Annotated in this window: 11 protein-coding genes; 7 read left to right on the forward strand and 4 right to left on the reverse strand. The window is 71.9% G+C overall.

Annotation, left to right across the window (positions count from 1 at the left end; genetic code table 11):
• Nucleotides 1-150: 150 nt before the first annotated feature.
• Nucleotides 151-1,074 (reverse strand): LysR substrate-binding domain-containing protein, encoded by a 924-nt coding sequence (locus G339_RS0117845; protein WP_026341559.1) that lies wholly within the window; start codon nucleotides 1,072-1,074, stop codon nucleotides 151-153.
• A 185-nt stretch (nucleotides 1,075-1,259) separates the two neighbouring features.
• Complete coding sequence (locus G339_RS0117850; RefSeq protein ID WP_019632444.1) at nucleotides 1,260-1,895, reverse strand: sulfotransferase family protein; 636 nt, start codon at nucleotides 1,893-1,895, stop codon at nucleotides 1,260-1,262.
• Nucleotides 1,896-2,404: 509 nt separating this feature from the next.
• On the opposite strand from G339_RS0117850, the gene G339_RS0117855 reads away from it, so the two are divergent.
• Entirely contained in the window at nucleotides 2,405-3,346 is a 942-nt protein-coding gene (locus G339_RS0117855; protein WP_019632445.1) for an ATP-binding cassette domain-containing protein, read from the forward strand.
• 178 nt (nucleotides 3,347-3,524) lie between these two features.
• Here the strand turns inward: G339_RS0117855 and G339_RS38940 are convergent, their stop codons facing one another.
• Nucleotides 3,525-3,707 carry a hypothetical protein gene (locus G339_RS38940; protein ID WP_019632447.1) on the reverse strand — a complete coding sequence of 61 codons (183 nt, stop codon included), beginning with the start codon at nucleotides 3,705-3,707 and terminating at the stop codon, nucleotides 3,525-3,527.
• Between the two features lie 35 nt (nucleotides 3,708-3,742).
• Between G339_RS38940 and G339_RS34175 the strand changes: the two genes are divergently transcribed.
• Both G339_RS34175 and G339_RS0117875 read left to right on the forward strand, forming a co-directional pair.
• Nucleotides 3,743-4,249: an ABC transporter permease gene (locus G339_RS34175; protein ID WP_019632448.1), complete on the forward strand. Its 507-nt coding sequence runs from the start codon at nucleotides 3,743-3,745 to the stop codon at nucleotides 4,247-4,249.
• Between the two features lie 42 nt (nucleotides 4,250-4,291).
• Nucleotides 4,292-5,122 (forward strand): siderophore-interacting protein, encoded by an 831-nt coding sequence (locus tag G339_RS0117875; protein ID WP_019632449.1) that lies wholly within the window; start codon nucleotides 4,292-4,294, stop codon nucleotides 5,120-5,122.
• A 96-nt stretch (nucleotides 5,123-5,218) separates the two neighbouring features.
• Here the strand turns inward: G339_RS0117875 and G339_RS34180 are convergent, their stop codons facing one another.
• Nucleotides 5,219-5,803: a TetR/AcrR family transcriptional regulator gene (locus G339_RS34180; protein ID WP_019632450.1), complete on the reverse strand. Its 585-nt coding sequence runs from the start codon at nucleotides 5,801-5,803 to the stop codon at nucleotides 5,219-5,221.
• Nucleotides 5,804-5,920: 117 nt separating this feature from the next.
• Between G339_RS34180 and G339_RS0117885 the strand changes: the two genes are divergently transcribed.
• The 4 genes from G339_RS0117885 to G339_RS0117900 all read left to right on the forward strand — a co-directional run bounded on the left by G339_RS0117885 (nucleotide 5,921) and on the right by G339_RS0117900 (nucleotide 11,431).
• The gene (locus tag G339_RS0117885) at nucleotides 5,921-7,636 is read left to right on the forward strand and encodes an ABC transporter ATP-binding protein (RefSeq protein ID WP_019632451.1); all 1,716 of its coding nucleotides are present in this window, start codon (nucleotides 5,921-5,923) and stop codon (nucleotides 7,634-7,636) included.
• Nucleotides 7,633-9,363, forward strand: coding sequence for an ABC transporter ATP-binding protein (locus G339_RS34185; protein WP_019632452.1), 1,731 nt, complete (start codon nucleotides 7,633-7,635; stop codon nucleotides 9,361-9,363). Before G339_RS0117885 ends, G339_RS34185 begins: the two co-directional genes overlap by 4 nt.
• 327 nt (nucleotides 9,364-9,690) lie before the next feature.
• Complete coding sequence (locus G339_RS40890; RefSeq protein ID WP_019632453.1) at nucleotides 9,691-9,819, forward strand: thioredoxin domain-containing protein; 129 nt, start codon at nucleotides 9,691-9,693, stop codon at nucleotides 9,817-9,819.
• Nucleotides 9,820-9,862: 43 nt separating this feature from the next.
• Nucleotides 9,863-11,431, forward strand: coding sequence for a recombinase family protein (locus tag G339_RS0117900; RefSeq protein ID WP_019632454.1), 1,569 nt, complete (start codon nucleotides 9,863-9,865; stop codon nucleotides 11,429-11,431).
• Nucleotides 11,432-12,569 lie beyond the last annotated feature (1,138 nt).

The raw sequence follows: 12,569 nt of genomic DNA on the forward strand, positions 1-12,569 counted from the left end.
CCGTGCGCCAGCATGGACACGTCGACGTGCCCTAAGTTCAGACGCGCCGCGATTGGCAGGAGATTACCCGACTTAGTACCAAAACACGCAGTTACCGACTATTGCGGTCGGTGAACCTCTGTCCAAGGCAGCGCATCGCGCGCGCCCGGTTCAGGCGGGGAGGCGGACCGCGGCGATCTCCTCGGCGACGGCCGTGCGGAGGGCCGCGGCGAGGGTCTCGAACTCCGCCGACCGCGGTGACGTCGCGCGGAAGCCGAGGCCGATCCGCCGGTAGGGGGCGGGGTCGGCGAAGCGGTGCGGAGTGAGGCCCGGCGCGGCGCGCGTCTCGACCGGGAGCGCCGTCTCCGGGACGAGCGTCACGCCGAAACCGCCCGAGACGAGCTGCACGAGCGTCGCGAGGCTCGTCGCGTACGTCGCGGCGGTGGCGCGCGCGCCCGCCTCGCGGCAGACGTCGAGCGCTTGGTCGCGCAGGCAGTGGCCCTCGTTGAGCAGGATGACGTCCAGGTCGGCGAGGGCCGTGCGCGGCAGCGCGCCGCCGGGAAGATCCGCGCCGGCGGGCGCGACGAGCACGAAGTCCTCGTCATAGAGCGTCAGTTCCGTCACGCCCGGCGCGTTCACCGGCAGCGCGAGCAGGATGACGTCGAGCCGCCCGGCGAGCAGTTCGGCGGTGATCTGCTCGGTCTGCTCCTCGTGGACCGTCAGTTCGAGGTCGGGGAACTCGGCCGCGAGGCGCGGGAGGACGATCGGCAGCAGGTAGGGCGCGACCGTCGGGATCACGCCGACGCGCAACGGGCCGACCAGCGGCCCGCGCACCGCGTTGACCTCCTCGACCAGCCGGTCCAGCTCGTCCATGATCGACTCGGCGCGGCGCGCGACGCGCTCCCCCGCCGGGGTCAGCAGGACGCGCCGCGTCGTGCGCTCGACCAGGCGCGTGTCGAGCGCCTCCTCCAGCGCCGCGACCGCGCCGGAGAGCGCGGGCTGGCTCATCCGCAGCGCGGCGGCGGCGTCGCGGAAGTGCAGGTGCTCGGCGAGGGCGAGGAACGCGCGGAGCTGCGCGATCGTGGGCCTGCTGATAAGGCGCTCCTATCGCGGTCACGTGGACGAATCGGATCTTCGTTCACGATACCCGCGCGCTCCCGCCCGGACCGGCAGCCGCGGCCGCGGCCCACCGGTCCGCTGGGCCGTCGGGCAGCCGGTCCGCAGGGCAGCCGGGCAGCCGGGTCGCCGGGCAGCCGGGTCACCGGGCCGCCAGCCCGGCGTCAGCGGTCCGCGAAACGCTCCGCCGCCTCGGCGAGGATCGTGGCGCGGTCGTTGAGGTGCGGATACGGCTCGGCGGGGACCGGCAGGCCGAAGAAGTCGCAGAGCGGCTCCCAGCCGTCGCCCGGCCGGTAGACGAGCAGCCGGTCGGCGGGAACCTCGGCGCGGACCTCCTCGCTGTTGCGCAGGTAGACGCCGATGGCGTGCGCCCGGTCCTCGAACCGACCGCCGAAGACGCCGTTCCAGACCGTCGCGTCGACCATCTCCCGGATCGCCCGCATGGCCGGATCGTCCATCGGCGCGCGCTGCCGCGAGAACGCGTAGATCGTGTTCAGCGTGCTCTCGTACCAGGCGTCGGGGTCCCGCTCGGTGAGGATGATCCGCGCGTCCGGGTACCGGGCCGCGAGCGCGCGCCAGTACCGGGCGGACGGCCAGTCGATCGCGGAGCGGTAGCCGCGCAGCAGTTCGCCCCAGTCGACGGGGGCGCCGTGCGCCGCCCGCCCCCACGCGCGGACCTGCTCGGGGACGTCGAGGACCTCCTTCATGTGGTGGCACGGCCCGAGGCCGAGCAGTTCGAGGGCGGCCTTGAGCGAGGAGGTGCCGGTCCTGCCGAACCCGGCCCCGATGGCGGTGAGCATGGTCGTGCCTCCGGTTCCCGGCCTCCCGGCGCGTGGGGGACGCGGCGGGGAGCCCGCGTGCGCTTGCGTCGACCCGCGACACATAACCACTTAATCCACCCATAGAAAAGGTGGCAACGGTTGCCTCGGAGCCACAGTCGATTAGCACATAATTCCTGTATGGAAAGTTCAGAGCGGGAAAAGTGCGCTTCGACTTTGGGCAAAGTCGCAGTTCAGCTGAACTACGGAACAGCGAGACCGTCGCCCCACCACATGCGAAGGGCTACTCCTACCCAGCGCCAGAAGAGAATGAATTGCGCACGCCTTGACCCAATAATCGACCAATTTGTTTCGTGGTGTCGCCATATGCCGCGGCCCGCCGGGGGCACCGCGACGGATCGGCCACCCGCACCGCCGAGAGCCCGCAAGCCACCACGTCTTGTTAAGTAAGGCAAGCCTAAGTTAGGTTCGCCTTACTTCGGTGGACGGCTCAGCGAGACCAGTGGCCCCGGGCCACGGAAGGGGCGGCCGTGAACGTCAGCGAGTTCGACGCGGTGGACAAGAGTTTCGGTGCGGTCCACGCGCTGTGGGGCCTGTCGCTGACCGTGCCGGAACGCGCGCTGGTCGGGCTGCTCGGCCCGAACGGAGCAGGCAAGACCACGGCGATCAACGTGCTGACCACGCTGGTCCGCCTGGACGGCGGGAGCGCGCGCGTCGCCGGGCACAACACGGTCGCCGACGCCGACCTCGTCCGGTCCTCGATCGGGTTGACCGGGCAGTTCGCCGCACTGGACGCCGGGCTCACCGCCCGCGAGAACCTCGTGCCGCTCGGGCGGCTGCTCAAGCTCGGAAAGCGGGCCGCGCGCGCCCGCGCGGACGAGCTGCTGGAGCGGTTCGGGCTGGCCGAGGCCGCCGACCGCACCGCCGGCGGGTTCTGCGGCGGGATGCGGCCGCGGTTGGACCTGGCCGTCTCGATGGTGTCGCGTCCGGTGGTGCTGTTCCTGGACGAGCCGACCACCAGCCTGGACCCCACCAGCCGCGTGCTGCTGTGGGACGTCGTCCGCGAGCTGCGCGCCGAGAGCGTCACGATCCTGCTGACGACCCAGTACCTCCAGGAAGCCGACGAGCTCGCGGACCGCGTCACCGTCATCGACCACGGCCGCGTCATCGCCGAAGGCACCGCCGCCGAACTCAAGGACAAGGTCGGCGGCTCGGTCTGCCGCCTGGCGCTGCCGCCCGGCGACGCCCGCGACCGCGCCGCCGCCGCGCTCGGCGCGCGCTTCGCGGTGACGGCCGTCGAGGGCGGGCTGACCGTGCCCGCGCGGGGCGGCGGCACGCTCGCGGAGATCGTCCGCGTGCTGGACGCCGCCGACGTGGCCGTGGACGACCTCGCGCTGCGCCGCCCGGCCCTCGACGACGTCTTCTTCGCGCTCACCGGCGCGGGCGCGGGCGGCGCGCGGGAGGGCGCATGACCGCCGCGACCGCGCCCCGCCCGTCCCCGGCGGCCGACGGCCTGCTGCTGGCGGGCCGCCAGCTCCGGCTGATGAGCCGCCGCCTGGCCGCGATCATCGGCCCGATCCTGACGCCATTGCTGTTCGCCGCGCTGTTCTTCGGCGTGTTCGGCGAGGTCATGAAGCGTGCGGGCGTCGACTACGCCCAATACCTGCTTCCCGCCGTGATCGTCCAGGCGATGTTCTTCAACGCGATGTCGGCGGCGGTCGGCGCGGCCGAGGACGCGGCGGGCGGCACGCTGGGCCGGCTGCGCGCCGCGCCCGTCGCGCGGTCGGCGCCGCTGCTCGGCTGGCTCGCGGCGGCGGACGGGCCGCTGAACACCCGCGTCCACCTTCCACGCAGACCTGCACGGCGGGATGGACGACCGGCTCCGCACCCTGCCGATGGCGGCGGGCGCGCCGCTGGTCGGGCGGTTGGCGGCCGAGGCGGTCCGGGGCGCGGTCACCGTGGCCGTCGTCGTCGCGGCGGGCCTCGCGCTCGGCTTCCGGTTCGACACCGGGCCGCTGGAGATCGCCGGGTTCCTGGTGCTGCCGGTGGCGTTCGGCGCGGCGCTCGGCTGCGTGATGATCGCCGTCGCGGTGCGGGCGGTGGCGGCCGAGACGTCGGCGTCCGCGCTGAACGCGCTGTTGGTCGCACTGTCGTTCTTCTCCACCGGGTTCGTCCCGCGCGAATCGCTCGCCGACCGGGTGCGGCCCGTCGCGGCCGTCAATCCCCTCTCGTCGGTCATCGAGGCGATGCGCGCCCTCGCGCACGGCGGCGCGCTCGCCGGGCCGCTGACGCGTTCGCTCGCCTGGACGATCGGGCTCGCCACTGTGTTCGGCTACCTCGCCGCGCGCGGCTATCGGCGGCGGAACCTGCGATGACCGGTCCCCTTCCCCAATCCATCACTCAAAGGAGATGACGCGGTGGCACGCCAGAACCTGACCGCACGACGGATCAAGCCCGAACGGTCCGAGTTGCTCACACTCGAAGTCCTGCGGCGCGAGCGGATCTCGCCGCACTTCTCCCGCGTCACGCTCGGCGGCGGCGACATCGACCGCTTCGTCCCACTGGGGTTCGACCAGTGGTTCCGGCTGTTCATCCCCGTGCCCGGCGGCTCGCTGGACCGGATCCCCGCCAAGCTCACCGCGCTCTCGTACATGAAGTACCTGACCATCGACAAGGAGACGCGGCCCGTCCTGCGCAACTACTCGGTGCGCGCGTTCCGGCCGGACGGGCCGCGCGGTCCCGAGCTGGACGTGGACTTCGTCCTGCACGGCTCGGCGGCGGACGGCACCGCCGGGCCCGCCGCCGCCTGGGCCGAGACGTGCGCCGAGGGGGACGCGGCCGCGATCCTGGACGAGGGCGCGGGGTACAACCCGCCGCCGTCGCTCGCGCGGACGATCCTCGTCGCGGACGAGAGCGGCCTGGCGGCGACCGCGGGCGTCCTCGCCTCGCTGCCGCCGGAGACGACGGGCCGCGCGATCATCGAGATCCCGTCCTCCGAGGACGAGCAGCGACTCGACCGCCCCGAGGGCGTCGAGGTCGAGTGGGTCGTGCGCACGGCCGACTCCGCGCCGGGCCAGGCCGCGCTGGCCTGCGCGCAGGCGCTCCCGATCCCGGACGAGCCGTTCTACGGCTGGGTCGTCGGGGAGCAGTCCCTTCCGACGTCGCTGCGCCGGCACTGGGTCAAGGCGGGCGTGCCCAAGGAGAACATCGCCTTCTGCGGCTACTGGCGCGCGGGCAAGGCGCACTGACCGGCCGGGTACGCGGGCGGCCCCACGCGAACGAGCCGGCGGCCCGGTGCTCGGATGGCCTCACGCGCACGTGTCAGCAGTCGGACGAGCGCGCCGTCAGGCGGAGTCCGGAACCAGCAGTGCCCGGCACAGCCGCCGGATCTCGCGGACCACGCGGTCGGGCGCGGTCCGCTCCCCCGAGTGGATGAGGTGATCGGCGGCGCCGTGGACGGCCGAGTACAGCACGATCGCGGTCGCGGCGGGATCGGGCAGCGCGAACGCGCCCGCCGCGACGCCCTCGTCGAGCAGCCGCGCGACGGCCGCGACGGGCAGGTGCTCCCCCGCGTCCTCGACGGGCGGCCGGTGCTGGAACACCACGTCGTGGAGCCGGTGGTCCTCGACGTAGTCGACGAGCGCCGAGGTCACCCACTCCTGGACACGCGCGAGGTGGTCGCCGGGCGCGGCGCGCGCGACGGCGGCGTCCTGCCGGACGAGGAACCCGGCGACGTAGCGGTCCCGCAGCCCCTCCAGCACCTCGTCCTTGGACTTGAAGTACAGGTAGAACGTGCCCTTGGACACGCCCGCGCGCGCCGTGACCTGGTCGACGGTGAGCGCGTCGACGCCGCGTTCGACCGCGATGGCCTCCGCCGCGTCCAGCAGGTCCGCCCGGCGTTCCTCGGTGGGCTTGGTTCGTGGCCGCACGCTCCCGGTCGCCCCCTTCCGCTCGGTGTGATCGTAGCGACCCCTTCCGCGCGGACGGCGGGTCGTGGTAGGCATCCTATTAATGACTGACGGTCAGTCATTAACTGAGGAGGCCTCATGCTGCTGTTCAACCGGAGCCTGCTCCGGCTCGCGGCGACCGCGCCCTGGCCGCTCGCCGCCGTCACCCTGCTCCGGCTGCTCATCACCGCGTCGCGCGTCGTCCAGGCGGTCGCGCTCGCCCACGTCGTCGCCGCGGCGGCGCGCGAGCGGGACCCCACCGAGGCGTTCGTCTGGCTCGGCGGCGCGCTGGCCGTCCGGGCGGCGTGCCTCTGGCTCGCGGAGGTCGCGGCGGCGCGGACGGCCGCCGCGGTCAAGGAACGCCTGCGCGTCCGGCTGTACGAGCGGCTGCTCGCGCTCGGCGTCGGCCACCTGCTGGTGGCGCGCGGCGGCGCGGTGCGCGCGGCGCTCGTGGAGGGGGTCGAGGCGATGGAGTCCTACTTCGGCCGGTACCTGCCCGCGCTCGTCAACGCGCTCGCCGGGCCGCTCGCCGTCCTCGCGCTGCTGCTGACGCTCGACCCGTGGCTCGCCGCGATCGTGCTGGCGGGCGCGCTCGTCGCCGTCGGCGGGAGCGGGCTCTGGCAGGCCGCGTTCGCCGAGAGCAGCGACGCGGTCTGGCGGACGATCGGCGAGACCGACGCCGAGTTCGTCGACACCGTCCAGGGCCTGCCGACGCTCAAGGCGTTCGACGCCGCCGCGCACCGCCGCGCCGCCGTCGCCGAACGCGCCGAGCGACTGCGCGGCACGGTCATGGCGCAGCTCCGCTACAGCCTCATGCAGCTCGGCGTGCAGAAGATCGGCACGCTCGGCGCGGGCGCGGCGGCGATCGTCTACGCGGCGGCGGCGTTCCCCGCCGGCGGCACGTCCGTCACGGCGCTGCTGACCGTCGTGTTCCTGGTGCCGGAGATGTTCCGTCCGCTGGACGACCTCGGCCGCCACGCGCACGACGGCATCGCGGCGGTCAGCGCCGCGCGCGGCGTCGAGGACCTGCTCGCCGCGCCCGTGCCCGTCCCGCCGCCGCCCGCCGGGTCGGCCGCGCGGCCCGCCGGGCCGTCCGTCGCGTTCGAGGACGTGACGTTCACCTACCCCGGCCAGGAGAGCCCCGCGCTCGACGGCGTCTCGCTCGCCGTGGCGCCCGGCGAGACCGTCGCGGTCGTGGGCGCGTCCGGCGCGGGCAAGAGCACGCTCGCCGCGCTGCTGCTCCGCTTCCTCGACCCTGACCAGGGCGCGGTGCGCGTCGGCGGCGCGGATCTCCGCCTCGTCCCGCCGGACGTCCTGCGCGAAACGGTCACGCTCGTCCCGCAGGACACGTACCTGTTCCACGGGACGATCGCGGAGAACATCGCGTTCGGCCGGCCCGACGCGACCCCGGCGCGGATCAGCGCGGCCGCCGCCGCGGCCGGGCTGGACGGCGTCGCGCTCGACGCGGAGGCCGGCGAGCGCGGCCTGCGGCTGTCGGGCGGGCAGCGGCAGCGCGTGGCCATCGCCCGCGCGCTGCTGCGGGACGCGCCCGTCCTCGTCCTGGACGAGGCGACCTCGGCCGTGGACGCCGCGACCGAGGCCGTCATCCAGCGGACGCTGCGCACCGGCGCGCGCGACCGCGCCACGGTGGTGATCGCCCACCGGCTGTCCACCGTCCGCGACGCCGACCGGATCGTCGTGCTCGACGGCGGCCGGATCGCCGAGACCGGCACGCACGAGGACCTGTCCCGCCGCGGCGGCGCGTACGCGCGCCTGCTCGCGGCCCAGGCCGAACTGACGGGAGCGAACCTGTGACGACCGAACCGGCCGCGGACCGCCCGCTGCGCGGCCTGCTGCCCTACCTGCTGGAGAGCCCGCGCGCGTTCGCGCTGGTCGTCGCGTCGGGCATCGCGTTCCCCGCACTCGCGATCACCACCGCGACGCTCGGCGCGTGGCTCGTCGGCTCCGCGCTCGCCGGGGACTCGGCGGGCGACCTCGCGCCGGGCGCGGTCGCGCTGTGCGCGGCCGCCGCGCTCACCGGCGTCGCCGCGTGGTGGCAGGCGTACATCAGCCACGACTGGGCGTTCCGCGTCCTCGCCGGACTGCGCGTCCGCCTGTACGACGGGCTGGAGCGGGCCGCGCCCGGCCGGATTCTCGGGCGGCGCACCGGTGACCTCACGGCGTCCGCGATGGCCGACGTCGAGAAGACCGAGATGTTCTTCGCCCACACGGCGGGCGACTACGTCGGCGCGGTGCTGGTGTCGCTGGCCTCGCTCGCGGTGATCGCGGTCCTGGACGTCCCGACGGCGCTGGTCGTCCTCGCGCTGATGGCGCTCGTCGCCGTCGTCCCGTTCGTCCTCGCGGGACGCGCGGGTGAGCAGGGCCGCGCGCTGCGCGCCGAACTGGGCGGCCTGAACGCCGAGGCGCTGGACGGCGTCCAGGGCCTGCGCGAACTGACCGTCTTCGGGCGCGGCGGCTGGTACCTCGACCGGTTGACGGCCCGCACCCGCCGCACGCACCGGCACGCCGCCGCCCACGCGCGCCGCGCCGGGGCCGAGCAGGCGGTCACCGACCTGCTGCTGTCGCTCGGCGTCGTCCTCCTGCCGCTGACGGCGGCGCGCGGCGGGCTGGACGTCCGCTGGCTCCCGCCGCTCATCGTGCTCGGCCTCGCCTCGCTCGGCCCGATCGCCGCCGTCTCCGCCACGGCGCGGACGCTCGGCGAGGTCCGCGCCGCCGCCGCGCGCGTCCTGGCGATCATCGGCTTCCCCGCGCACGTCGCCGACACCGGTACGCGGGCGCTCGACGGCACCGACGCCGAGGTGCGGTTCGAGGACGTCCGGTTCCGCTACGACCCGGCCGGGCCGGACGTCCTGGCCGGCGCGTCCTTCACCGTCCGGCCCGGTGAGACCGTCGCGCTCGTCGGCCGCTCCGGCGCGGGCAAGACGACCTGCGTCAACCTGCTGATGCGGTTCTGGGACGCCGAAGGCGGACGCGTCCTGGTCGGCGGCCGCGACGTGCGGACCGTGCCGGTCGCCGCGCTGCGCTCGGCGGTCACGCTCGTCCCCCAGGACGTGTACCTGTTCAACCTGTCGGTCCGGGAGAACATCCGCCTGGCCCGCCCGGACGCCACCGACGAGCAGGTCGAGGCGGCGGCGCGCCGCGCGGCCGCGCACGACTTCGTCGCCGCGCTCCCCGAGGGCTACGACACGCCGTGCGGGGAGCGCGGCGCGCGGCTGTCGGGCGGGCAGCGGCAGCGGATCGCCATCGCCCGCGCGCTGCTGCGCGAGACGCCGGTGATCGTCCTGGACGAGGCCGTCTCCAACCTCGACGCCGCGAACGAGCGCGCCGTGCAGCGCGCGGTCGACGAGGTCCGCGCCCACCACACGGTGATCACGATCGCGCACCGGCTCTCCACGATCCGCGCCGCCGACCGGGTGGTCGTCCTGGACGGCGGCCGGGTCGCGGCCACCGGCACGCACGACGAACTGCTCGCGCGCGACGCCGCGTACCGGGAGCTCGTCGCGGCGCAGGAAGGCCCGTGAGATACGTCCCCGATGATGTGTTCTGCGGTGGTTTGCGGCTACACTCCGGGGTCGCCGCATCCACCCGCCGCCAGCGTGACATCGGTCATACTCTGCGCCCGTCCGGGGTAGGTCCCCGGACAGGAGGCCCAGCGGGCAGGGACTCCGCCACCTTGATAGGGAAACCCTATCGGGATCATGTGGCGGATTGATTTCTCTTTTCAAAGCCCGTGCGGCACTCTTGCCACATCGGCCGCCACGGAGGTCCCGCCGGACCCGGCGGCCGCATCCGCCCCGCGTGTCCCGCGCGCCGCGGGGACCGCCACACTCGCAATCAAAGGAGCCTGCGTGCTTACTGTCGGTGACCAGTTCCCCGAGTACGAGCTGACGGCCTGCGTCTCCCTGGACCCGGACAACGCGTTCGAGACCATCAACCACAAGTCGCACCAGGGCAAGTGGCGCGTCGTCTTCTTCTGACCAAAGACTAGTTTGTAACACTCTTTTTGCTAGAGTCGGGGACATGTCCCCTCGCGACGCAGCGACCAGCGCGAACCCGCCTGTCGTCGGGCTTTACCTCCGCGTTTCGGAGGACAAGAGCCTCAAGGCCGGAGCCGCCTCGTGGCGCGAAGTCGGCGAGGAGGTCGCAGCCCAGCAGGACGAGCTGGAGGGGATGGCCGCCGGCCTCGGCTGGACGGTCGGCGCGATCTACAACGACAACAACACCCCGGCGACCGACCCGTTCATCGTCCGCAAAGACTTCGAGCAGAGCTTGCTCGACCTGGAGACCGGGACGATCCAAGGCCTTCTCTTCTACCACTCCGACCGCCTGGCCCGGCTGGAGTACGACGCCGCCCGCATCAACCGGCTGTACCAGATGAACGCCAAGCTGGTCGGGCTCTCGTTCAGCGGCGGAGTCGACCTCTCCCAGCCCGAAGGCCGCGCCATGTTCATGATGCAGGCGACGATGGGCGGGATGGAGGTCGCCAGCACCAAGCGGCGCACCACCCGCAAGAACAAGCGTCTCGCCGAGAAGGGCGTCATGCACGGCGCTCCGCGTCCGTTCGGATGGGCCGACGATCGGGAGACCATCCACCCGGTCGAGTCGAAAGATCTCGCGGACGCGACCCGCGCAGTCCCCGGCGGCAAGAAGATCGGGACCATTCGGAAAGAGTGGTTCGAGAAGGGCTACCAGAAGAAGCAGACGAAGAAGGGGTTGGAGAGGTACGGCGAGCGGGCCATGCCCCTGGACCACTCCACCGTGGAGGCGATCCTCGTCAACCCTCGCAACTGCGGCTACATGACCTACCTGCCCCAGTCCGAGCGGCGGGACAGTAAGAAGAAGCCGTGGATGCCGGACTACGTCGTCTACAAGGACGGCAAGCCCGTCATCGGCCCGTGGCAGCCGATCGTGACGCCCGACGAGTGGGCCGCCTGCGTCGAGGCGATCAAGACGCGCAAGGAAAGACGGAAGAAGGGCCTCAACAAGCCGCACGAGACGTCGGACAAGTACCTGCTGTCCGGCGTCGCCCGATGCGGGAAGTGCATGTTCCCGCTGACGGCGAACTGGTACAGCAAGCAGTCCCCCTCGTACGAGCGATACGGGTACCGGTATGCCTGCCTGAGCACGCTTGGGGGCTGCGGTGGCGTCACGCGCGTGGGACCGCCGATCGAGGAGCTTGTAGAGGCGGCGTTCCTTGAGGAGGTCCGCCGTTCCCTCGGCTCGGTCGCGAAGGACGACGAGGTCGATGAGACCGTCCATGACGAGCGGATCGCCGAGATCGAGCAGGAGATCGATGAGGTCAATGAGCGCCGCAAGTCTAAGCGCATCACCCTCACTCGGGCGCTCGATCTGATGGAGGAATTGGAGACGGAGCGAGCCGAACTGAGAGACGAACGCCAAAGGCTCATGGCATCGAAGCTCCAGCAAAAGACCGAGTACCCGACTCTTCTCAGAGAGTGGGAGAAATACTCGATCGCGGAAAAGAAGTACCGCCTGAAGCAGGACATCCGCGCCGTGATCGTTCATCCACAAGGCCGTGGTCGACGGCCATTTAATCCTGAACTCATCGAAATCGAGTGGTCCACATAGGCAATAACCAGAAAAGGCCGCTACTTCGAAGTAGCGGCCTTTTATCGTTCACGCGTTACGCAGCCCCCACAGCTTGAGTGTGCGCTTACGCCATTCTTCGTCTCGGACAGGAGCTTTTCCCAACTCACGTTCGAGCCACTCATCCCGGCTCATGACGACAGCCGGAACCTTCCGGACCCGTCTGCTTCCACGCCGCATACCGGTTGAAGCTTCGCCGTCCAAACATCACCTGCCTCCCTGTTTCTTTTGCCTAGGCGCCGCAGCGCCAGCTACTCCCACGCTCACAACTCCGATGATCCACACCCGGCTCCCGGCCCGCTCCGAAGGCCGGGCTACCGCCATGCCAACAGTACATATACATGAGCATACTTCATACATATCAGTATATGTCAACAGAAGGGGGCGAGAACGACCGGCCCCGCTTGGTCGACCATGCATGGACCCCGCGACAACATCCGAACCCGCAGCGGGACCGGCCAGATCGCCCGCGCACCCAGGCAGTCGCGCGACCCAGCGCGGCAGTCCGCCCATGGCCACGGACGACAGGCCCCAACAATGAAACAGCGAAGTCGCCCCGACCTCAGCCCCGCCAGGCCGGCTCGAACGTGCGCATAGTAGATCGCGACACCCGCCAGCAGTCCGGCTTCAACGATCACTCACCGGCCTCGCAATCCGTCCAGCGTGTTGGCGAGACTCGTGCCCAATACGTCGCGCTCAGCCGAGACGCCCGTACCAGCACGACCAGCAGACTCACGACCCCGCCCGCCGGTACATGCAGCGCCGCCCCATCGTTCACTGGCTTGGCCACGCGAGCAGGACACGTTCACCTCACTCGTTCGATCCGGTTCACCCATTGACCAGTCGTATACATGAGTATAAATTTGCGGCACATGTTCACACTGACGTATTCACGCCTCGGCGATGTCGCCGCAGGCGGGGCATGGCAGACGAACGCCTGCCTCGCGGCGGAGTCCGCAGCATCCGGGGCCGGGCGTCTAGGCGAAGGGAGCGGTTCTGATGGGTTCGCATGAGTCGCGGGGGTCTCGGATGGGTGGTCGCCAGCGGTCGTTGACGCACAAGGTGCTGGTCGGCGAGCGGGTGGTCGTGCATGAGGGGGCGCGGCGGTCGTTTCGGGTGG

Source organism: Actinomadura atramentaria DSM 43919 (assembly GCF_000381885.1).
GTDB classification, from domain to species: Bacteria; Actinomycetota; Actinomycetes; order Streptosporangiales; family Streptosporangiaceae; genus Spirillospora; species Spirillospora atramentaria.